Below are 20,825 nucleotides of genomic sequence, written 5' to 3' on the forward strand. Positions count from 1 at the left end.
AGGAATTAGACTTCCAAGATTTTTATTTTCTTATAGGATTTTTTTGTTCTTTGTGTTATTTTTGAGTTGGCTTCAATACCGCAATATCGTTGTTTTTGAAAAAGATCGGAATGATTGCAATCACATTTCTTGTAAGAAATTGGAGGTTTACGATATTGGATAAAGGTCATAAGAAAACATCATTTGTTATTATCTGGTATATTTTAACCGCATTGGTGCTCCTTGTTTTCATTTTTGAACGGAATTTGTGGACCCTCGTTGTATTGATTTATTCAATTTTTTCAACAATTCTCGCTCATCGCAATTATCACATTTCTAAAAAAACCGGGAATTAACCGCCGATTCATACAAACGGTTCATATCAATCGCAAAAAGATGCATATTGTTCTCATGCTACCAAAAGAAATCAACTATAAAAAATAGTGTTGGTTTGCCGACCAACACTTAAATTTTGCCATTTTCCATATGTTTCAATACCCGATCAGTTGCCAATTTCCGCTATTCTTCCATGTTCTCAAAATCCTCGAGGTAATTATATTTGCCGATGACCTCAAAACTCTTTTCATCCTCTTTGAATTCAACGACAAGCACCTGGCCATGATTTCCTGAATTCAGGTTCGTATCAATAATGGCCAACCGGTTATTGCCCAGTTCCACAATTTTCTCCCCTGTCGACACATCGACCGGCGAAATCAGTTCCATCTGCCCTGTAGAACTGCCATCAAATTCAGGGGACGGTTTCAAGGCAATGATAATTAAACAAATCAAGATCCCAATCAATATGGGCCGTAAAGAATGTTGCGGCATAAAGTTCCTCCTAATAGCATCAATTTGAAAATATATTTACCACATTTTACACTACTTTCCTTCCGTTTTAAATATCCCATCATTCTCCGGAATCCTTCATGAAAATCTATCTTCCGCGCCAAAATGTGCCGCCCGATTATTATCAGAATTCTGTCATATACTATATTGACCAAAATAATGGAGGGAGAAATGGATATGTACCGCACAGGAAAATCTTTGTTCGGTATCTGCTATCCGGGTTACCGTTATTGCGGACCTGGCTGTTCAGGGCCGGGAATGCCGACAAATCCGGTCGATTACTGCTGCATGCAGCACGATATTTGCTACTCCATACATGGACCGTCCCGGTATTGCGACGAAATGTTCCAGCAGTGCCTGGCTCCATACCAGCATCCATACTTTGGCAGAATGGCCAGGGATGCAAGATTCTTCTCCCGCGTCATCCGGTTGCGGAATTTATTTTTCTAACAAACAAGAATTTTTCCAATTAGCATCTATCCACCCTTCAACCGATTATTTCTTTAAATCCTCCCCAAAATCTTCAGAAATAATAATCATCACCGCCTTGACTTTCCACTTCAGAATTCCCATTTTCCATTCTTTTTTGTTAATTATTTTGTCATAATAAATGGAAGGAAACATACAAACAACTTGCAAAAATCCATCATGAGTGGTATAGTAATTGACGTTCAGAACGAATGACTAAAATCCTCATTTGGTCATTTTTCCGAAAGCGAGGTGAAACCCGTGGCGGTAGACCGAAAACAATTGATCCTGGAAGCTGCAAAAAAATCCTTTTCCCTGTTCGGGTACAAAGCCACAACGATGGATCAGGTCGCCAAGCTCGCCAATGTCGGCAAAGGGACGATTTATACGTTTTTCAAAAGCAAGGAAGAAATATTGGATGAAATCGTCACTTCGCTTATTAAAGACATGAAGACCGAAGCGGAAAAAGCGGTTGATCCGAATCTGAGCTTTGAAGAAAACATCCATCGGGTATTGCTGAGGCTCTTGGAATTCCGCAAGTCCCACCAGCTCACCATCAAGCTTTTCCAAGAAGAGAAAGAACTTGGTACACGGGCTGTTTCGGACGTCATTCAGCGGGTGGAAAAAGCCGTTATTGATTATATGAAAGGAATCATCCAAGAAGCCGTCGACCGGGGCGAAATCAAAGAGTGCAACCCGGAGATCACCGCATTTGTCATGCTCAAAACCTATATAGCATTAATATTCGACTGGGAAAAGCAACATCCTCCTATAGAGAAAGAAGAAATTTCGAAGTTGTTCCGGTTATATTTCTTCGAAGGTTTAGGTAAATAAAAAAATAGAATTTCGTTTAATAAAGGGGCTCATCGAGCACCCTATAGCTTTGCACAAAAATGACCAAATGAACAAATTAGTCATTACTTCTAGGGGGTAACAATGTGAAACGCTCATCCTTTTTGGCAGAACTCAAATTTCTGCTAAAAAACAAAAAAATTTTAATTTCCATTATTGCTGTCGCTTTTGTTCCTCTGCTTTACGCGGGAATGTTCCTTTGGGCATTCTGGGATCCTTATGCCCACCTGGACAATTTGCCGGTCGCCGTCGTCAATGAAGACAAAGGCGCTGAATTTGAAGGGGAAAAGCTGGAAATCGGGAAAGAACTGGCCGAAAAGCTTAAAGACAGCGAAAAGTTTGATTTCCATATCGTCTCCAAAGAAAAAGGTTATGAGGGGCTAGAAAACCGGGACTACTATTTATTGGTGGAAATTCCGGAAAACTTCTCAAAAAATGCCACAACCATCCTGGATGATGAACCAAAAAAATTGGAAATCAAATACGTGCCGAATGAAAGCACCAACTTCCTTTCAGCGCAGATCGGCGAAACGGCGATGAAGGAAGTCAAATCGGAAATCTCCAAAAAAATCATCGAAACTTATGCGGAAACGATGTTTGATTCCATCACCGAATTGGCGGATGGATTAAATCAGGCCAGCGATGGCGCCAGCCAATTAAAAGATGGCATCGCCAAACTCGATGACGGTTCCAAAACTTTAAGCGATAATTTGGCAACGTTGGCTTCCAAAATGATTGAGTTCAAAAAAGGCGCCAACACTGCCGCGAAAGGTTCGGATTCCCTTGCTTCCGGTTCAAGCCAAATCAAGGATGGTTTAAAACAAGTCAATGACAAACTTCCTGCGCTTGTATCCGGAACTTCCCAAGTCGAAAATGGCATCAAACAAATGAAAGAACAGCTTCCGGCACAAGTGGCCGCGGGCATTTCCGAAAAACTGAAAGGCGGTGTGAACAATATCAGTGCCGGCATTGACCAATTGGAAACCCAAATGTCCAGTGAGTTATCATCCCAACTTACAGCAGGCATTGTCAATGGTTTATCCGGAAAACTTGCGGAACAAACGGTTTCAAACCAGGCACAAACCCTTTCGCAAATCAAATCCGCGCTTGTGGCAAACGGCTTTATGAACGAAGCCCAAGCCGATGCCTTTATGGCGCAAGTGGCGAGCCAGGCGCCATCCAAAGAGCAGATTGAAGCCCAATACAAAGCACAATTGCAAGCTCAATTGGAACCTCAAATTTCTGCCGGAGTAAGCAATGGAATCCATCAAGGATTATCCCAATTTGAAACATCGTTGACAAAGCAATTGCTTGCTTCGGCGAACGGCATCGAAGATGAGTTGAAATCCAAAACCGCTCCCGCCTTTGACCAATTGATTGCAGGGCTGGACCAAATTACTGCCGGCGGACAAACATTGCAAAACGGCATAAGCAAACTTTATAAAGGTTCCGTGGAATTGGCAAACGGCGCCGGCGAATTGAAAAACGGCATGGATCAATTATCCTCCGGGGCCGGCCAGCTTCAGGACGGAGCGGGCAAACTGGCGGAAGGAGCAGGCCAATTAAAAGACGGAGCTGACAAATTATTGGACGGTTCTACAGAACTTGCCGACAAACTCGCGGAAGGAGCGGAAAAGGCAGGTTCCGTGAAAGCGGACGATGATACTTACGACATGATGGGAGAACCGGTTAAAGTGGATAAGGAGGCCGTACATGAAGTGCCGAACTACGGTACCGGATTCGCGCCATACTTCATGTCCCTGGGTTTATTCGTCGGATCCCTCATGCTTTCCATCGTCTTTGAATTCAAACGTCCGGTCATCCGTCCGAAAAATCCGTTAACCTGGTTCGCAAGCAAGTTCGGCATCGTTGCCCTTGTCGGCATTGTGCAGGCATTATTGGTAGATTTCATCTTATTGGCGGTATTAAAACTTGAAGTGGAAAGTCTGCCATTGTTCATACTGACATCCGTGATTGTCAGCTTTGTGTTCATGGCCCTCATCCAAATGCTTGTCACATTGCTCGACGACGTCGGCCGCTTCATTGCAATCATCATCTTGATTTTGCAATTGACAACAAGCGCCGGTACATTCCCGATGGAAGTATTGCCGGATGCATTGCAGCCTGTTAATGCATGGCTGCCAATGACTTACACAGTCCAAGCCTTCAAAGCGGCCATCTCAAGCGGAGACATCTCCTACTTGTGGCAAAACAACTTCATTTTATTAGGCTACATGGCGGCCTTCATGCTCCTCACAATCGGCTATTTGACAACATCTTTCAAACGTTCGAAAGATGTGGAAATGGCCGCGGTGATGAAGGAAGATTAATGGCGGAAGGCCTCCCAAAGGAAAACAGCACAAATCCGAATTGGATTTGTGCTGTTTTATTTTTAGCATCACACAGATCATCCGCTTTATTAATTTTATTTTATTATTTCGTCAACCATGGCTAACCTTTCCGCAATGAAATGTTCAAAATCGCTTTCCGGCCTCCAACCGCCGCCTTCATATAACAACTCTTTCGTTTTCCCGTCATATTCGGCGGAATAATATTCTCCTGTATCTTTGATAAAAATGTCAATTGAATAAACTATTCTATTTTAATCATTTAAGCTTACATAACCGTATTGAATGGATTCCTGATAATTCGGAAGATTTTTTAGATCATACGGATCATGATTGGTGATGATGATTCCTTCCATTCCGGATGTTTTTTCAACATTCACTTATAATCCGGATATTTTTTCTTGAAAGCATTTGGATTAAAGTTCTTTTCCATTGATTCAATCGGAAATTCAACGGATTTTTCGGGCGCTTGCTTGGACCCGGTTGAAGCGCATCCGGCCATAAGACAAATTCCAAGGAACAGAGATAGAATTATTATTATTGAATGATGATTCCTCATTTTTTCACCTTTACAATTCTATCATGCAATTCTTTTAAACTTTTTATATACGTACTGTTCAATCATTACCTTTTTGAAATTTTCTTTCATCTCTCTTGTCCAATTCGGAACACTCACCGTGTTCACAATGTTCCCCTGTTCAATTTCTACGATTTCCCCTTTCGAATCGGAAGCGATTAAATATACGGTTTTGTTGTTTTTTAATGAATCCGCGAGTGACGGCACCAAATCAAACATCATATCCCAAAAATGGAACCAGCCAGATCGTTTCGGTTTTCGGATGAGTTCATAAACGTAATCATCTGATGATTTAATTTTTTCAATAATGTCTAATGCTTCCTTTGTCTTTCTATCCATTCATACTTTCCCCTTTCAGATGAAAATAAATATATGTTAATTTAAATTGGAACCTGAAGGATGATAATCCAATACAAGGCCAACGGGAATTTCGATACGGGCCTTTCCCCTGATTGGCATTTCTTTCATTGTTCAATGATTGATTCATGACCGGTCGCATCCTTTTACTTTTCATTACGCAATAATCGATGATGCACCTGATTTATTGCGGGACTTCTCATGATTGCCACGATATGGATCAAACAATAAATCAGTACGGCCATCAAATAAGAGTAAAGCAATAAATAATGCGTTTCAAAATACGTGGAAATCCCGAATGCAATCACTGTTGTATAGACTAAAAATTTATTTATGATAATGGATGAGATTTTGTTGCGATAAACAATGATAAATTCCACTAAAGAACCAATGATCATAATGATGAATATCGAACAATAAAGCACGACTTCAAAAAAACCATGATACATCAGCAGGCCGAAGCAAAAGATGATCTTAATAAAGGAGCCGCTCAAAACCGTTTTTAACTTTGAAAACCGAATTGTCCGCACATCAGGCTCTAGCATCAGATTTTCATGAAAAAAGGGATCTTCGGAAATTAAATTGTATTGTTTGTTTTTTCTTGCGGCAAACATATTGGCGCTTCCCATGATAAACGCTGTCAAAAACGGGATTAAACTTTCCACCGCGCCGTGAACGATCAAAAAATATAATGTAAAAATCGTAATCAAGTTAATGAAAACGTTTTTATTAAATAAGACATAATCTTTAAACACCAATACATTGACCGGTTTGATCCACGAAAAGAAAAATCGTGCACTTAGCCTTGTCCGATTGCCAACGTTATATTTATTACTAAAAAATCCAAGAAAAACATATAGATCATTGCCGCAATCATTAAAACAAAAGAATGCAAATAACTATTTCCGCTAAAAAAATATGTTAGAGGATAAAAGTTTTCCGCACATCCGACGATCAGCAAAACGAAACCGGCCACCATAACCGTTATGGAAGCGATTACCCCTTGCTCTCCAATTTTGTATGCCCAATAATGACAACTTGGCATCAAACAGAGGCTCATGATGACGATGGTCAAAAAGAAACATGCGGCCGCGAATTTCATGGCAATGATCAAATACAAAAACACGACAACCATGACGATGGAATTGGCAATCAACGCATCCAGCAGTATTCTTTGCAGCACATAGGCAAATTTGAAATGAACATCATTCTTTTCAAAACCTAAGATTTGAAAATCTTTGAAACTGAAAAATTTTTCAGTATCAAACATGCAGGTAATATGAATGAAAACGCAATACGATATTGTAACCAGATTTCCCCATAAAGCCCCTGAATGATAAATAAAAATTAAGAAAAGTGAAATCAGGACTCCCATTAAAATCTGCTTCGCAATATTCCTTTTTTCTCTATTCCATAGAATCAGGCAATAATTATTATAAAACTCTAATTTCACAAGAATTCAACCCTTTATTTTCCATGCGATATATTTTTTCAACGGATTGTCTCAGCATATTCATGTCATGGCTTACAATGACCAATCCCCGTTCCTCATTATGAAATAAGCTGATTAGATTTTGGTTCGAATCTTCATCGATAGATTCAAAGGGTTCGTCAATTAATAAAATGGGCTTTACGGATAAAAAACCTAATAACAATGCCACTTTTTTCGAAGTCCCTTTTGATAATTTTCCGATCGGGGTATTCATAAAAGGGAGCAGATTCAATGCTTGTACGTATTCCAAATAATTGGAACAATCAAAAGATTTCAGCGTTTTGCATAAGTCTACCATATCCTGGGGAGTGAATTTGTTGTATTTTAACAAATCAAACTGCACGAAATATGTATCTCCGTTAATTGAAATCTCGCCAGCGTCCGGTGTTAATTCCCCGTTCATTAACCTCAGCAAAGTGGTCTTGCCCACTCCGTTATTTCCTGTAATTCCAATTTTTTTCTCTTTTATGTCCAAAGTAAAATCTTTCAAAATATAATCATCATATTTAAAAGTTACATGATGAAACGAGTACACCTACATTCTCCTCCACAAGCGCACCTGAAAGGCCGATGATGAAAACGGCAGAGCCATGATAAAATGAATGCTCTCCCTCATTTCCTTTAACATATCTTATAATAAACAACAGTAAATCCTATTTTTTACATTATTGTAATATACAATTATAATTTAAATGTGTGTCAATGACATGTTTGGTTTTTTATTCCAATTACAGATTCATCCATTGCCCGTACTCAACAGGATTTGTGAATATGCTGATCAAGGATGCCGAAATGCAGAATTTTCTTATATTTGCCGATTTGGACCAAATGATCTAAAACAGCAGCCGATTATAAAAGGCACCGATTTAGAGTTTATACTCCTAAAACGGTGCCTTCTTTATTTTCTCACATTTTACGGGATACCTGCCAATTTTTTTAGAAAAATATTCAGACAAATGATCGATGATTCAATTCCATCATTACTCCAACAACGTTTGATAATATTCCTCCAACGGATATACCCGGCCTTTTTCATCTTTATAAACCACATGTTCCGGCTTGAAGTGTACCGGTGAATCAATGCCGCACGCGGCCGCGATGCGGAAAAGCCCTTCCCTTAATGTGATGACATAGTTGGCGGTGCGGTATTTCTTCTCATCAATGACCAGCGCTTTCTGCAAATCCGGATCTGTCGTTGCGACACCCACAGGACATGCATTGGAATGGCATTTTAATGCCTGAATGCAGCCCACTGTAATCATAAAACCGCGGGCGATATTGACGAGATCCGCCCCCATGGCAAGGGCAATCGCAATCCGGTCTGCGGAGAACAGTTTGCCGGAAGCGATGATTTTCACCCGCTCCCGCACGCCATGTTTGACCAGAGCATTCTGCAACAATGGCAACGCGGCTTTGATCGGTAAACCGACGCTATCGGCCAATTCCTGGTATGTTGCGCCGGTTCCCCCTTCGCCGCCATCCACCGTAATGAAATCCGGACCTTTTCCCGATTCTTTCATCGCCTTGGCCAATGCTTCCGCTTCATGCGGGCTTCCGATGACCACCTTCATGCCCACCGGTTTCCCCGATTTTTCACGTATTTGTTCAATGAAATCGAATAACGTATGGAAATCATTAAACTCTTTGAAACGGTTCGGGCTATCAATGGAAGTATAAGGTTCCACCATGCGGATTCTTGCAATTTCCTCCGTCACTTTTTCGGCATCAATGTGGCCGCCGCGCGTTTTCGCTCCCTGCGCCAATTTGATTTCAAAAGCTTTCACCTGCGGAATTTTGCTTTTTTCAACCAATGCGTCCCAATTGAAATTTCCTTCCTTATCACGAACCCCAAACAATCCTGGACCAATTTGCATGATGATATCGACATTGCCCTTCAAATGATATTCCGAAAGGCCACCTTCGCCCGTATTCATCCATGTTCCTTTCGCCAGGCCCAGCCCCTCGGATAACGCGGTAATCGCATTTTTTCCAAGGGCGCCGTAGCTCATGCCGGACATGCCGATCTGGCCTTTGACCACAAAAGGATGTCTTGTATTTTCCCCAATCACGATCGCATCGTCATCATGCAATAAAAACGCTTTGGATTCATGGTCTTCCAGCACTTCTTTCCGTTGGCCAAACAAAGGTTCATTCAAGAGAATGTACCGCTTTGTCTTGACCGTCGTTTCGTTGTCCATTTTCAATTCTTCCGTCAGTTTCGGAAACATGGAATTGCGGATATAAAAACCGGGTTTCTCGAAATCCCGCAATGAACCATATCCGATCACATCGCGTTTATATTTTGCGGATTTTACAATGGTTTGATATTCAAAACGCGAAAACGGCTTCCCTTCTGTATCATGGTCGAATAAGTATTGGCGCAATTCGGGGCCGATTGTTTCAAATAAGTACCGCGCCCTGCCGATGACCGGATAATTGCGCAACACCGGATGCTGCTTTTGGCTGCGGTCAATAAAATACAAATATAATCCGATAACGATTAAAACTAAGAAGATGAAGCATATGATTACCGAACCGACAATGATCAACACATCTGCGAGATTCAATAGCGCTACCTCCAATAAAAACCGTTATTCATCCACATATCTTAGATTTCTCAAGTATAGGTAAAATATTCAATTGATTATTTGGACAAAATGCTTCCTTTCTATTGAAATTCCCTTATTCCGAAGCCCATAAACACCAGAGAATGTCAAAAATCGCCATTTTTCGCCATAAACGAGCAAATCGGTTCTTATTAAATTCAGAAACTTGCATATTTTTTCATGCCCGTTTCCGCCGGTGGGAATGGTTTTATGTTGTGAAAAAATGGCAATAATTCGATGCACCGAAATGTAGCGCCCTTTGGATAACCAAAAAGTTCAGGGACATTGCTAACTGCATTAAGCATGCGATATTTATTACTATTTCAATTTCAACGGCAAAAAGGCATATTCATCTTTACGAATGATGTCCAACTTTTCCACTTGAATCGGCGCCGAAAAAATCGGACCATCCAACACCGTTGTATGAAATTCCCCTGCTTCCCCGCATGGATCGATGGACCGTTCCACAAGCTCCTCTATGTAATCACGGGTCAATATTCTTCCCAAGTCATCCATGCGCATACCCATTGATAAATTCACTGTTGTCACCATGGCCACAAAACCAGAATCAACAAATTCCTCGACAATTTCTCGACGCTCTCTGTGCCAAAGGGGCATACATAAATCAAGCCCCACCTTATTCGCGACGTTTTCGTGCCAAGAACCGTGGTCAGGTACGTCCACATCGCCGGTTACGAGCACTTCCGCCCCTTTTTCCTTTGCCTCCTCCAATAGCTGGATGAACTTTTCTTCATAGGTTGTCCAGCTGGCGGCGCGTGTAAAGATGGGACAGCCTATGGCACGGGCTTGCGCTTCCAAAAATTCAGGTGACAATCGGTGGGAGTAGGAGAAGTGATCCGTTTCATCCAGCATCCCGATCAGTCCGACCGGTTCTCCTGCTTGTATGGCTTTATATAAAGCGAGCGTACTGTCCTTTCCACCGCTGAAGGATGCGATAAATTTTTTATTCTTTATTTTAGTAATCCAATCATTCACTTTACATACAGCCTTTCTTTCTATAATAATTTTTTCATCATGCCGGGCTTGGATATCGTTTGGTTGAATCATTCAAAATTATTTTTGTTGTTCCATCCCCAGATTCAATAACCATTCACGCAATTGGGCCTTTGGATAATACACTTTGCCATTGATCAAAATATGCGGAATGTCAGGATGCTCCTGGATCAATGATTTTGCATCTTCTTTGGAAATCCCCATAAAATAATGCACATCCCGTTCATTGATCAGTTCGTAATCGTCATCATCCAATGAATCCAGTACATCGGGTCTTTTGAAATTCTTTAAACCTTCCCCAATAAAATATCCAGCTGCCGCAATTCCCAATGCTAAAATGAAATAATTCCAATCCAACCCTTTTCCTCCTTTGATAACGATGTTGTTAACCATATTTTACCACAGTCTCCAATGTAAATTGAATGTGTATTTGTATCCAAAGAGGAAATAATATTGGCTTGTATTCGCATAAAGGAGGGGATCATTTTCTTCCGCTCTAAAAAAGGAACTATACGCACCAATTGGGATTTTATCTGCACGAAAAGGGTCTCTATATGCACGAATTTGGATTCTATCCGCACCAAAGGGGTTACCATACGCACGAATCGATACTTTATCCGAACTAAATGCTGTACCATCCGCACCAATTAAGTTTATATACGCACGAATGAAGGGAACTCTATAATTGAAACTGCCTTCCCCTCATCCAAATCCATTGAAAACGAAAAAGGCCACCCGGAAAACTGGCCGTTTCCAGGTAGCCGCGCCATCTTACTCATCTCTTTGATTCTCTTCCACGATTTTCTTTGTCCCATTTTTAAATTCCCTTAAGGTTTCCCCGACTGCCCTACCCAATTGGGGCAATTTACTTGGGCCAAATAACAAGATGGCTATGAATAAAATAATGATGAGTCCCGGTATTCCAATGGAGGGTAGACTCAAACAATCACCGCCTCATTCAAAACATTAAACCAATAATCCGCCCTTTTGCAGATATAAATCAATTCCTTCAGCCGCGCGATATGCCAATGCCCCCACCGTATCTGTCGGATTGTAGCCGGAGTTGTGGGGGAATGCGCTGGCCCCCGGAATGAAGACGTTTTCAAAATCCCACATTTGCAAATAATTATTCAATACACTCGTCTCCGGGCTGGACCCCATGATGGCGCCACCGGTATTGTGGGTGGATTGATAAGGAACGATATTATAAGGCCCCAACGTTTTTCCTGCTTGAATAATGTCCGCGCCCATCTCTTTCATGATTTTTTCCGTTTGTTCCCCTAAATACGCCACCAGCTGACGATCCTGTTCTTCAAAATCAAAGGTGATCCGCAATAACGGCAGGCCGAAAGCGTCTTTATAAGTCGGATCCAAATCGAGATAATGGTGCCGGTATGGCAAACTTGCTCCTTGGGCACCGACGCTTAATACACTGTTGGCATATTTAATGGATTGTTTTTTAAACTCCGCGCCCCAGGATGGCGTACCAGGAGGCGTCGCATTGTTGGCGATCGGTCTTCTGCCGGTCTGGGTGATGGAAATATTGGCCCCGTGGAGGAAGTTCAAATCCGAATGGTCGAAGTTGTCGCCATTGAAATCATCAAGACAAGCCCCCAATGCTCCTGCGCCGGCATACAAATTGAATTGTTTATTCTCAAAGAAGCCCTGTGCGGATGCGCCGAATGTTTGATAGCAGTAGTTTTTGCCGACCACCCCTGTACCCGTGTTCGGATCATATGGTTTGCCCATTTTTGAAATCAACAGGAGCCTCACATTATTTAACGCATAGCTCGTAATGCCCACCACTTCCGCAGGTTGGATATATTCTTCCCTTGTGATCGTATCAATATATTTGACTCCAACCGCTTTTCCATCTTGATGGAGGATCTTCACCACATTGGCGTGCGTGCGCAATTCAAAGTTGCCTGTGTTCAACGCAACCGGAATCACCGTATTCAGCGGATCGGCTTTTGCGGCATATTCACAGCCGAAACGTTCGCAGAAACCGCAGTATTGGCAAGCGGGACGCGAGATGTTGTCCGGATTTGTGTAGTTTTCGGATAAATTGGCGGAAGGCATCATGTATGGGTGCAAGTTTAATTTTTTCGCTGCTTCGAAGAATAATTCGAGGGCTGGAGTTTTCTTCATCGGAGGCGTAGGGAATGGATTTGATCTCGGCGCGCCCAATGGTGTTTCATCTCCGGATACGCCGATGGTCTTTTCAAACATGTCGTAGTATTTTTCAAACTCCTCGTAGGTGATTCCCCAATCCTGCAGCGTCATGTCTTCCGGTATTTTGGACTTTCCATATCTCTCCACAGTTTTTGTATATATCTCAAAATCATATGGCAAGAAGCGGAATGTTTGTCCGTTCCAATGCGTTCCGGCACCACCCACGTTATTCCCCAACAAGAACGAACCGTATTGTCTCATCGGCAATGCCCGCATTTTCATATTGTTCCGGAAAGTAATCGTTTCCTGGGAAAGGTCCTGCATCATTTCAAACCGGTGGGCAAAGCGCAGCTCATCATGCATCATTTGAAAATCGGCGAGCGTCCGGTTGGCCCCCCGCTCCAATCCGACAACCTTATAGCCTTTTTTGGACAATTCGGCCGCCAAAATTCCTCCTGTCCATCCCATTCCGACAAGCACAACATCCGTCTTTTTCAATTCTTTCGCCAAATGCAATCACCTTTCATTTATGATGTTGGGAATGTAAACTTTGCGGTTCAATCACAACAAATTCGTCTTTATCGATAATGTCTGCAAAACTCATTTGATGTCCCGGAAATTTTTTCATTCTCCATCCTTCCATATTGCGGTTTCCACCGTATAACGGATCGGCATACACGCCTTCCAAAGTCGCACTGCGCAACAGCGAGAAGAAATAGGATGAAGAAACCCCTTTGATTTCGACTTCCCCTTTTTCAAAAGCTTGTAAAATCTCATCTTGCTGTGAACCTTCCAAGCTGGTGAAAGATTGGTTGAATCGTTTCTTTGCTTCGTTTTGGAGAGCTTCAATGCCCAATCGGAAAATTTGTTGTTTGTTCAAGTGCCCTTGATACCCCTGGGTCGGTTCGCCCGGATAGAAAGGTCCTTGCCGATATTCTTTGGAACCATTGCCCCAGGCGCCTGCCAATTGATGATCGATGTAGTAAGAAACGAGCAATTCTTTCGCGCCTGGTCCATTTTCATCCTTTGGAAAAATTCTTTCCGCGGCGGCCTCGATGACGGCATGTTCTGTTGGCGTGAAAAACATCAATGCCTTGTTATATTCCGGAAGTTCTTTGAAATGATGCTTTTCTTTAGTCGATGGATGTGCCATGCTGCCAATTCCGGCAACTATTCCGCCTCCCAATGCCATTCCCCCGATGGCAATCCCGGCGCCTTTTAAAAATTCTCTTCTCGTTACCAATCTTAATCCCCCTCAGTTTCTGCTAAATGTGAAGAAACAGGACATGGATGACCTAGAACCAAATAATGATTGAGCGATTACTCAAAAAGATTTAAACGTTTCATTACCTCTTATTTCCTATTTTCCCCCCGCTCACCCACTCCTCAATGATTCTTCTGTTTTGTTCCTATTTTAAGAATATGGAGTATTATATATGACCTGAAAGTTCAAATTTTTTTCAATTTTAAGAGGAATAATGAATAGAAGTCTTGATTGTTTCATTTAATGTAGTAAATTCTGAATTTCCATATTTGGTTCCTTGTTTGCAAAGCGGGTGATAGCAAAGAATGGAAAACAAAGAACAAAGCGTGATTGAACATTTGGAGGAATTAAGGAAGAGGTTAATCATCGTTGCCGGGGCTTTTGCCGTTTCCCTTGCGGCAGGATGCTGGTTTGCTCCGAAGCTGCTCCTGCTATTAAAAAAACGGCCATCCGCGGCCGGAGTGGAATGGAACTTATTCGGATATACGGATGGCATCATGATTTACCTGAAATGTGCCTTTCTATTGGCGCTCTTGATTTCACTGCCGATTGCCCTGCATCAAATCTGGCTGTTTGTAAAACCCGGCCTTACCGAAAGAGAAGCAAAATATACCATGATCTTCATCCCGGTTTCGTTTTTATTGTTTCTCGTCGGCATCGGTTTCAGTTACTTTATCTTGTTCCCAATGATGCTTGAATTTTTATCGAAGATTAATCAATCCATCGGGGCGACGGAAACTTATGGAATCAATCAGTATTTTTCTTTATTGTTTAATTTAACCATTCCGGTGGGAGCCGTTTTCGAATTGCCGGTCGTCATTTTGTTTTTAACGAATGCAGGGATTGTGACCCCTGAAAAATTGAAGCACATGAGAAAAGTTGCTTATTTTATCTTGGTGGTGACGGGAGTCTCCATCTCTCCTCCCGATTTCATTTCGGATTTTTTGATTATCATTCCTTTATTGCTTCTGTTTGAAATCAGCATCTGGATTTCTAGTTGGTCCATGAAGAGAAAACATGCAAAAAACTTGAAAGGACACATGATACATCAAAACGATTCATAATGTTGGAGGGATTTAACAATGATGAATATCGGTGTTCCAGGATTAATCATTATTTTGGTCATCGCCTTGATCATCTTCGGCCCAAAAAAACTGCCGCAGCTTGGAAGAGCTGTCGGGGAAACATTGAGGGAATTCAAATCCTCGACAAACGCCATTGTCGAGGATGTGGCGGAAGAATTTAAGCTGGAAGAGGGGAAAGAGGAAAGAAAAAAGAATACAACCGCTGTAAACTAAAATTATCATTCTGCGTTGTTATGAAATTGAATAATCTTTCCTAGTTATATTTAATTAATGACGGCCCCATCCATTTCTCATGAATTTTACGAATGCGGAATGGATGGGCCAGTTTTTTGGCTATCAAACATCACTTATCTTTTTTATTCTGCTTGAAGACGTTTTCCCGATGCCATTTTAAATATATTCGATTTCCATCATTTATTTCGATTCTCATCTGATTATTTATGTTCAAAAACATTCTTGTTTCTTAAGATATATTAATTTAATAAAAGGTTGAGTTTGCTATTAATAAAACCTCGAAATTTTGGCATTTCGTGGTTTTGATTCCTATATGGATGGATTATATTGAACGAATAAACTCATCAAACGGCGCAGGCTTTCTTCCCAACACCTTTTCCAAATCATCGCTTGGCACATCCAGCAATCCGTTGCGGATATCCTTTTGGACGATGACGGAGAATTGCGCCGCTTCTTTCGGCAAGCCCAATTCCACCAATGTGTTCACAAATTCCTCATCGGAAACCGGATTGGTTTTCACTTCCCGGCCAAGGGCTCTTTCTGCAATCTGCGCCAATTGCTCATAAGTGATCGGTTCGCCGCCAAGCTCATAAATGGATTGTTTTGGAGCGACTCCGGCCAAAATCCGCGCAGCCGCTTCCGCATAATCTTCCTTCAACGCGTAGCAAACCCTGCCATCACCGGCGGAATAAGTGAGCGGAGCGCCATTTTTCACGGCTTTCAACATGAACACTTCATTTTCGAGGTACCAATTGTTGCGGGCAAATCCGTAATCCATGCCGGATTCCATGATGAGTTGTTCCGTAAACTTGTGGTCGGGCGCTACCACAAGCGTGCTGTTTTGCGCATTTGGAGCGCTCATATACACCACATACTCAACCCCGGCTTCTTTTAAGGCTTCCACCACGTTTTGATGCTGCTGTTTTCGTGTCGCCAAATCGTTGGACGATACAAAAAGGACGCGATTGATTCCTTGGAAGGCTTCGACCAATGACGGCTTGTCCAAAAAGTCCGCAATCCGCACTTCCAACCCTTGATCCCTGAAAGCTTTGGCTTTTTCCTCCGACCGCACCGTTACCACAATATCAGAAACCGGAACGAAATTTTTTAAATGTTTTACGGCTCTCCCCGCCAAATCGCCTGTTGCACTGGTTACCAGATACTTCATCGATTTTCCCCCGCTTCTTTCCTTTTTTTATCATTATAAAACAGAAAGGCAATCATCTCCAAAAAGAAATCCGGTATTATCAGGAAACCATGCCGGGATGAAAACACGCATGAGCAAAAACCCGATTTGCGCAAGAAAAACAGCCTCAATTGACGGCTTTCGTTCCGCTTGCTTGTCCCATCCCCTCTTATCTGATCCGTTTCCCTGATATTTCATATTATTTTCAGAAACCAATGTTATCTTGATAATCAAAGAGAAAAGGTATCGGTTTGAACCTTTGAAACACTGACATGTAGCGGTTAAAGTTACATCTCAGTAACGGAATCCGAACCCGGGGAGGATAGGTAAAAAACTTTATTTTGACAAGGTTCTAATGATGATGGTTGTAAAAGGTTTTCTAGTTGAAAAAATATAAAAAATTAAGGAGCGGATGTTTATGTTTAAAAAAATCGCGGTATTAGGATGCACATTGCTTTTATTGGCCGCATGCAACTCAAATCAGGAAGGAATTGGAAACGGAGCGAATAATACCAATATTCCCAACAATAATTACCAAACAAATCCAATTCAAAATCCAACGCAAGGAAGTATATCCGTCGACTTTGATGTCGTAAATCCAAAAGTAACATTCTCAGAGGCATTGAAGATTTTTAATGATATTTATCCAAATGCCAACATTGAATCCGTTGATTTGGAAACCGGCTATGGAAGATTGTATTACGATATCGAAGGTTTTGATCAATCGAAAGAGTATGAACTCAAAATCGATCCCATGACGAAAGAAATTGACAAAAAAGAATTTGAAAGAACCAAAGGAACAGATGAAATATTGGATTTGTCAAACGTTATGGATCCAAGCGAAGCCATCGCGATCGCTTCGCAAGTCCGGGATGTGCAAGGACTTTCTCCAATCGGCTGGTCCCTTGACGCAGAATATGGAATGCAAATTTATAAAGTAGAATTTAGAACAAAAGCCGCAGAAATCGATGTGAAAATCGACGCAAAAACCGGAGAAATTTTGAAAGTGGATGTGGATGATTAAGGACAAAACTGAAAACGGATCTTCTTTACACAAAGCGCCAGGCCCTCCCCGGGATATCTGGCGCTTACTTTTTTAATTGAGGAAGGGGGGAATCAACACTAAATTTCTCTAAACACGCGCAACAATTGTCATCATTAATTTTCGTTTGTTTGATTTTAAACCGGTTCCCTTCAAAAAATTCTTTTCTAATTGGCTATTTGCAATATCAGTGAAATAATCAGCTTTAATCAGTTCTTCCAGAAATTCATTACTTATTTCTTCTGTTTTAGGTATTTCATTTACAATATTTTGAACGGCTGCATTGTTGGAATAACAGCTGAAAAGACCGGTCCTTCTTATTGATTGAGCTTCGGATAATCGCTCAATCGTGATCCACGCATCTAGTATATCTTTGTATTGATTCATCTCTACATCTATTTTTTGTATTAGTGTTATTGATTGTGTACGATGCGGTTTCAGATTAAAGGGTAGTTTAATTCTTCTTTTTATGCAAAACTATGTATAACTACGATAATACAAAAACAACAAAATATGGAATATCTAAGATATTTCCAAAACCCGTTTAACCGAAAAGATTGTCGGAACTTACACATTATACAAATTGTTATTTTTTTTTTCGGCATCTTTCTGTTCGATTCATCAAACTAAATACTCATTTTTTCATAAAAAGGATGGTTGAGTTTATGCAAATAATGGAAGAAATCGTTTTCACAACCAATTACGAAATTCTCGATGCGGATTGCAAAAAAGGGGATGTGATTGCGCTATTGAAAGGAAAAGGGGAAAATCTTGTCCGGCTCAATGGCGAAACCATCCTGCGCCTGCCAACCGGACATTCCATGATCCGATGGACGGAAAACCATTTTTGCCTTTTGCGGGGTCCAATACTTTCCTTCTATACGCCAACCGGAGAATTAATGGATGAAATGGAAGCAGGCCCTTGCATTTCGGATTTATTCCCTTTTAAAAATGGGGTTATCTGTACCTACAGCGACCAAGGGGTTTTCGGCGAAGGGATGGGCAAACATATATTAAACTATGCGGAACCGGGGAAAGGCGTCACTTCACTGGAAGATTTCGCTTTACGCCATCATCTTTTGTACGATGCCCTATTTGCTCGGTTCAAGCCTTATGCCTGCATCGATCCGTCAAAGGATGAGTTGATTTTCTTCAATCACCAATTGAAAATGGAAAAATCAATCAAGATTCCTTTTCATACGGGAAATGTCCTTGCCTTTGCTTTAACGTATCAAAGCGGTGTCTTTCTGGAAGAAGAGCGGATGCGGATATGGAAATTCCAAACCAATCAAGTGAAAGAATATGATTTTCAATGGAATAATCATACAAGAGCCATTTTCCACCGCCACGATTACTTATTTATGGACATTGCGGACCACCATATACGGGTATTTACACCGGCTGCGGAGGATTAATTGGCATTCCCCCATAATCAAACAACAGACGTCAAAATCTCCCACAAGATTTTGACGTCTCCGAATAGCCATTTGTGATAAAAATCCGACGTCAGGGAAAGGCTTTTGTAATATCGTTCCATAAATTCCTGGAATTTTATAAAATCAACCGGTTTTTTATGATTTGGGGAATCCATTGTTTTGGAAATAAAGACGAATCATCTGGTTCATTGCGTTTTTTTCGTTTTCTTCCAGTTTTTCAATAATGGCATAATACGTTGAATCTTCGCTGATGGGCAAGTTGGCATCACGGCAAAATTGGATCATTTCTTTTGCGCCCCTTATATCTTTCCTGAATACTATGATGACTGTTTAGGCGGGTAGTTTTCCATATTGGAAACGGAACCACTAGTGTTGCATAAATATTGTCGTAATTTTCAGTTTTATTATTTTTCCTGTTTAGAGCCAAAAAGGTAAATACCCAATTAAAGGTGACTCCATCTATTTGGAAATTTATTGACAATTAGACCTGTGCGACGACGACAATTTACTTATTAAGGGATGGCTTTTCCTTCAATTTTTCGAAGCCAGATATGTGCTGGTTTCCACAATGCAGCCCTTAAATAACGGCTAATTTGTAAGGTTTTTCGCGTACTATTTGTTTCGATTTGTGCCAGAACATGTAGGCAAAAAACAATAAGTGCGATAAATACTTGATGTTGAATCGCCCATTCACTTTGACCATAGAATTTTTTGATGCTGAGATGTTGTTTGATCCATTTAAAAAACAGTTCAATAGCCCATCGTGATTGGTACATCTCGGAAATTTCTTCGGCGCTTAAATCAAAACGATTTGTGATTAAATGGCGTTCATTTCCTTTTGAATCCATCACTGTTAGAAGGCGAAAGTCATTTTCAGCACGGTTTTGAGTGGTGCCAATCAATACCATTTGATCCGACAAAACACTCGTATCTTCGGGTAGTTTAAAATCATAAACTTCCCGTATAACAGCGTTTTTCCGTAGTCTGGAAAGAAAGAAGTAGCCGTCATCCGTCATACGATCAAAGCGCTCATAGTCTAGATAGCCACGGTCAAACACATACATGCATTCCTTGTCATCCACCATGATTTCAAGCTGTCCACGGTCATGTTCTCTTGCCGTTGTCATCAAAGCTTTTTCAGGATAGGATATCCCCTTTTCCATAAACACAAGGCGCAAATGCAGCTTTACACCAGCCTTTGTTTTGCGAAACTTCGCCCATTTATGATTGGTCAAATTAAGTGGCAGCGTGCTTGAATCAATGATTTTTAAAGGCATGACCCGTTTTGTGTATTGTGTTTTGGCATGAATTTTTGCGACTAAATCAAGAAAAAGTTTTTGAAATAGATCTGGGTTTATACCATTTAATCGCCGTGACAACTGTGAAATACTAATAGAATGAAGGTCGACCCCTTTTTGAAGTTGGTCATCAAAAAGGCAATCGCTTAGCACATGGAGACTTTCGATTTCTTCCAATTGCGCAAAAAGCAGTAATTTTAGAAATGACTCTGTCGTTAATTTTTTCGTATAGTAATCTAATTTCATCGTTTTCACCTGTTCTTCAAATAATTGAAGATTTATTGGCGAAAACCATTGTCCAAATGAAGTTTTTCGTGTAATCTTGTCCATGAGTTTGGTCCTTTTTAGTGGATTTGGACGGGTTACCACCTGACTTATCCATTATAAAGGATTTTTTCTTTTCACAAAATAAAATAAGTGAAGATTGTGAGTCTTTTTAATAGAGAGTTTTGCAAAATTAGATTTTTATTAAAAAGAGTTTTAAAAGAAACCCAAATAAATTGGGGTATTTTGTATCTTTGGTTTACAAATATTCTGTTTGTCCTTTTTTGGGCGTACTTGCAGAATTT

At 41.0% G+C, this 20,825-nt stretch carries 23 protein-coding genes; 7 read left to right on the top strand and 16 right to left on the bottom strand.

The annotated features are described in order from the left end of the window. Positions 1 to 498: 498 nt before the first annotated feature. Positions 499 to 807, bottom strand: coding sequence for a hypothetical protein (locus tag FKZ59_RS09680; protein ID WP_141602557.1), 309 nt, complete (start codon positions 805 to 807; stop codon positions 499 to 501). Between the two features lie 189 nt (positions 808 to 996). On the opposite strand from FKZ59_RS09680, the gene FKZ59_RS09685 reads away from it, so the two are divergent. The 3 genes from FKZ59_RS09685 (at position 997) to FKZ59_RS09695 (ending at position 4,475) form a co-directional block, all read left to right on the top strand. Continuing rightward, on the top strand, positions 997 to 1,275 hold the full coding sequence (locus FKZ59_RS09685; protein WP_246045858.1) for a Parvovirus coat protein VP1-like protein: 279 nt from the start codon (positions 997 to 999) through the stop codon (positions 1,273 to 1,275). A 279-nt stretch (positions 1,276 to 1,554) separates the two neighbouring features. Further along, positions 1,555 to 2,127 carry a TetR/AcrR family transcriptional regulator gene (locus FKZ59_RS09690; RefSeq protein ID WP_141602558.1) on the top strand — a complete coding sequence of 191 codons (573 nt, stop codon included), beginning with the start codon at positions 1,555 to 1,557 and terminating at the stop codon, positions 2,125 to 2,127. Positions 2,128 to 2,231: 104 nt separating this feature from the next. Further along, the gene (locus FKZ59_RS09695; protein WP_141602559.1) at positions 2,232 to 4,475 is read left to right on the top strand and encodes a YhgE/Pip domain-containing protein; all 2,244 of its coding nucleotides are present in this window, start codon (positions 2,232 to 2,234) and stop codon (positions 4,473 to 4,475) included. Positions 4,476 to 4,747: 272 nt separating this feature from the next. Here FKZ59_RS09695 and FKZ59_RS15120 read toward each other — a convergent pair whose 3' ends face one another. The 11 genes from FKZ59_RS15120 to FKZ59_RS09745 form a co-directional block, all read right to left on the bottom strand. Then, on the bottom strand, positions 4,748 to 4,873 hold the full coding sequence (locus FKZ59_RS15120; RefSeq protein WP_281279213.1) for a hypothetical protein: 126 nt from the start codon (positions 4,871 to 4,873) through the stop codon (positions 4,748 to 4,750). 200 nt (positions 4,874 to 5,073) lie between these two features. After that, complete coding sequence (locus tag FKZ59_RS09700) at positions 5,074 to 5,409, bottom strand: hypothetical protein (RefSeq protein WP_141602560.1); 336 nt, start codon at positions 5,407 to 5,409, stop codon at positions 5,074 to 5,076. A 164-nt stretch (positions 5,410 to 5,573) separates the two neighbouring features. Further along, complete coding sequence (locus tag FKZ59_RS09705; protein ID WP_181733252.1) at positions 5,574 to 6,182, bottom strand: hypothetical protein; 609 nt, start codon at positions 6,180 to 6,182, stop codon at positions 5,574 to 5,576. 44 nt (positions 6,183 to 6,226) lie between these two features. After that, a complete protein-coding gene (locus FKZ59_RS09710; protein WP_181733253.1) occupies positions 6,227 to 6,697 on the bottom strand; it encodes a hypothetical protein in 471 nt (156 codons plus the stop codon). 163 nt (positions 6,698 to 6,860) lie between these two features. After that, positions 6,861 to 7,412: an ATP-binding cassette domain-containing protein gene (locus FKZ59_RS09715; RefSeq protein WP_408057484.1), complete on the bottom strand. Its 552-nt coding sequence runs from the start codon at positions 7,410 to 7,412 to the stop codon at positions 6,861 to 6,863. Between the two features lie 487 nt (positions 7,413 to 7,899). Next, positions 7,900 to 9,486 (bottom strand): FMN-binding glutamate synthase family protein, encoded by a 1,587-nt coding sequence (locus FKZ59_RS09720; protein ID WP_141602564.1) that lies wholly within the window; start codon positions 9,484 to 9,486, stop codon positions 7,900 to 7,902. Positions 9,487 to 9,843: 357 nt separating this feature from the next. Further along, a complete protein-coding gene (locus tag FKZ59_RS09725) occupies positions 9,844 to 10,593 on the bottom strand; it encodes a Dph6-related ATP pyrophosphatase (protein WP_141602565.1) in 750 nt (249 codons plus the stop codon). Between the two features lie 6 nt (positions 10,594 to 10,599). Further along, positions 10,600 to 10,896 carry a DNA-binding protein gene (locus tag FKZ59_RS09730; protein WP_141602566.1) on the bottom strand — a complete coding sequence of 99 codons (297 nt, stop codon included), beginning with the start codon at positions 10,894 to 10,896 and terminating at the stop codon, positions 10,600 to 10,602. A gap of 414 nt (positions 10,897 to 11,310) precedes the next feature. Next, a complete protein-coding gene (gene tatA, locus FKZ59_RS09735; protein WP_096550910.1) occupies positions 11,311 to 11,481 on the bottom strand; it encodes a twin-arginine translocase TatA/TatE family subunit in 171 nt (56 codons plus the stop codon). A 24-nt stretch (positions 11,482 to 11,505) separates the two neighbouring features. After that, the gene (locus tag FKZ59_RS09740; RefSeq protein ID WP_141602567.1) at positions 11,506 to 13,221 is read right to left on the bottom strand and encodes a GMC family oxidoreductase; all 1,716 of its coding nucleotides are present in this window, start codon (positions 13,219 to 13,221) and stop codon (positions 11,506 to 11,508) included. A 13-nt stretch (positions 13,222 to 13,234) separates the two neighbouring features. Then, entirely contained in the window at positions 13,235 to 13,954 is a 720-nt protein-coding gene (locus FKZ59_RS09745; protein WP_246045859.1) for a gluconate 2-dehydrogenase subunit 3 family protein, read from the bottom strand. A gap of 326 nt (positions 13,955 to 14,280) precedes the next feature. Here FKZ59_RS09745 and tatC point away from each other — a divergent pair, with 326 nt between their 5' ends. Continuing rightward, positions 14,281 to 15,039: a twin-arginine translocase subunit TatC gene (gene tatC / locus FKZ59_RS09750; RefSeq protein ID WP_141602568.1), complete on the top strand. Its 759-nt coding sequence runs from the start codon at positions 14,281 to 14,283 to the stop codon at positions 15,037 to 15,039. An 18-nt stretch (positions 15,040 to 15,057) separates the two neighbouring features. After that, entirely contained in the window at positions 15,058 to 15,273 is a 216-nt protein-coding gene (tatA, locus tag FKZ59_RS09755) for a twin-arginine translocase TatA/TatE family subunit (RefSeq protein WP_141602569.1), read from the top strand. 343 nt (positions 15,274 to 15,616) lie between these two features. Here tatA (FKZ59_RS09755) and FKZ59_RS09760 read toward each other — a convergent pair whose 3' ends face one another. Then, positions 15,617 to 16,462, bottom strand: a complete 846-nt coding sequence (locus FKZ59_RS09760; protein ID WP_141602570.1) for an SDR family oxidoreductase — start codon at positions 16,460 to 16,462, stop codon at positions 15,617 to 15,619. 436 nt (positions 16,463 to 16,898) lie between these two features. On the opposite strand from FKZ59_RS09760, the gene FKZ59_RS09765 reads away from it, so the two are divergent. After that, on the top strand, positions 16,899 to 17,504 hold the full coding sequence (locus tag FKZ59_RS09765; RefSeq protein WP_181733254.1) for a PepSY domain-containing protein: 606 nt from the start codon (positions 16,899 to 16,901) through the stop codon (positions 17,502 to 17,504). A 108-nt stretch (positions 17,505 to 17,612) separates the two neighbouring features. Here the strand turns inward: FKZ59_RS09765 and FKZ59_RS09770 are convergent, their stop codons facing one another. Then, the gene (locus FKZ59_RS09770; RefSeq protein WP_141602572.1) at positions 17,613 to 17,909 is read right to left on the bottom strand and encodes a hypothetical protein; all 297 of its coding nucleotides are present in this window, start codon (positions 17,907 to 17,909) and stop codon (positions 17,613 to 17,615) included. A gap of 278 nt (positions 17,910 to 18,187) precedes the next feature. Here FKZ59_RS09770 and FKZ59_RS09775 point away from each other — a divergent pair, with 278 nt between their 5' ends. After that, entirely contained in the window at positions 18,188 to 18,937 is a 750-nt protein-coding gene (locus tag FKZ59_RS09775) for a hypothetical protein (protein ID WP_141602573.1), read from the top strand. A 156-nt stretch (positions 18,938 to 19,093) separates the two neighbouring features. Here the strand turns inward: FKZ59_RS09775 and FKZ59_RS14760 are convergent, their stop codons facing one another. Beyond that, a complete protein-coding gene (locus tag FKZ59_RS14760; RefSeq protein WP_181733255.1) occupies positions 19,094 to 19,243 on the bottom strand; it encodes a hypothetical protein in 150 nt (49 codons plus the stop codon). A gap of 227 nt (positions 19,244 to 19,470) precedes the next feature. Next, positions 19,471 to 20,586: an IS4 family transposase gene (locus FKZ59_RS09780; protein ID WP_141602574.1), complete on the bottom strand. Its 1,116-nt coding sequence runs from the start codon at positions 20,584 to 20,586 to the stop codon at positions 19,471 to 19,473. Positions 20,587 to 20,825 lie beyond the last annotated feature (239 nt).

Source organism: Ureibacillus terrenus (assembly GCF_006569205.1).
Taxonomy (GTDB): Bacteria; Bacillota; Bacilli; order Bacillales_A; family Planococcaceae; genus Ureibacillus; species Ureibacillus terrenus.

Excerpts from the sequence above, each read along its gene's own strand:
- FKZ59_RS09680 (WP_141602557.1), bottom strand. The coding sequence starts at position 807 with ATGCCGCAACATTCTTTACGGCCCATATTGATTGGGATCTTGATTTGT.
- FKZ59_RS09685 (WP_246045858.1), top strand. The coding sequence starts at position 997 with ATGGATATGTACCGCACAGGAAAATCTTTGTTCGGTATCTGCTATCCG.
- FKZ59_RS09700 (WP_141602560.1), bottom strand. The coding sequence starts at position 5,409 with ATGGATAGAAAGACAAAGGAAGCATTAGACATTATTGAAAAAATTAAA.
- FKZ59_RS09710 (WP_181733253.1), bottom strand. The coding sequence starts at position 6,697 with ATGTTTGATACTGAAAAATTTTTCAGTTTCAAAGATTTTCAAATCTTA.
- FKZ59_RS09725 (WP_141602565.1), bottom strand. The coding sequence starts at position 10,593 with ATGATTCAACCAAACGATATCCAAGCCCGGCATGATGAAAAAATTATT.
- tatC (WP_141602568.1), top strand. The coding sequence starts at position 14,281 with ATGGAAAACAAAGAACAAAGCGTGATTGAACATTTGGAGGAATTAAGG.
- tatA (WP_141602569.1), top strand. The coding sequence starts at position 15,058 with ATGATGAATATCGGTGTTCCAGGATTAATCATTATTTTGGTCATCGCC.
- FKZ59_RS09760 (WP_141602570.1), bottom strand. The coding sequence starts at position 16,462 with ATGAAGTATCTGGTAACCAGTGCAACAGGCGATTTGGCGGGGAGAGCC.
- FKZ59_RS09765 (WP_181733254.1), top strand. The coding sequence starts at position 16,899 with ATGTTTAAAAAAATCGCGGTATTAGGATGCACATTGCTTTTATTGGCC.
- FKZ59_RS09770 (WP_141602572.1), bottom strand. The coding sequence starts at position 17,909 with ATGAATCAATACAAAGATATACTAGATGCGTGGATCACGATTGAGCGA.
- FKZ59_RS09775 (WP_141602573.1), top strand. The coding sequence starts at position 18,188 with ATGCAAATAATGGAAGAAATCGTTTTCACAACCAATTACGAAATTCTC.
- FKZ59_RS14760 (WP_181733255.1), bottom strand. The coding sequence starts at position 19,243 with ATGATCCAATTTTGCCGTGATGCCAACTTGCCCATCAGCGAAGATTCA.
- FKZ59_RS09780 (WP_141602574.1), bottom strand. The coding sequence starts at position 20,586 with ATGGACAAGATTACACGAAAAACTTCATTTGGACAATGGTTTTCGCCA.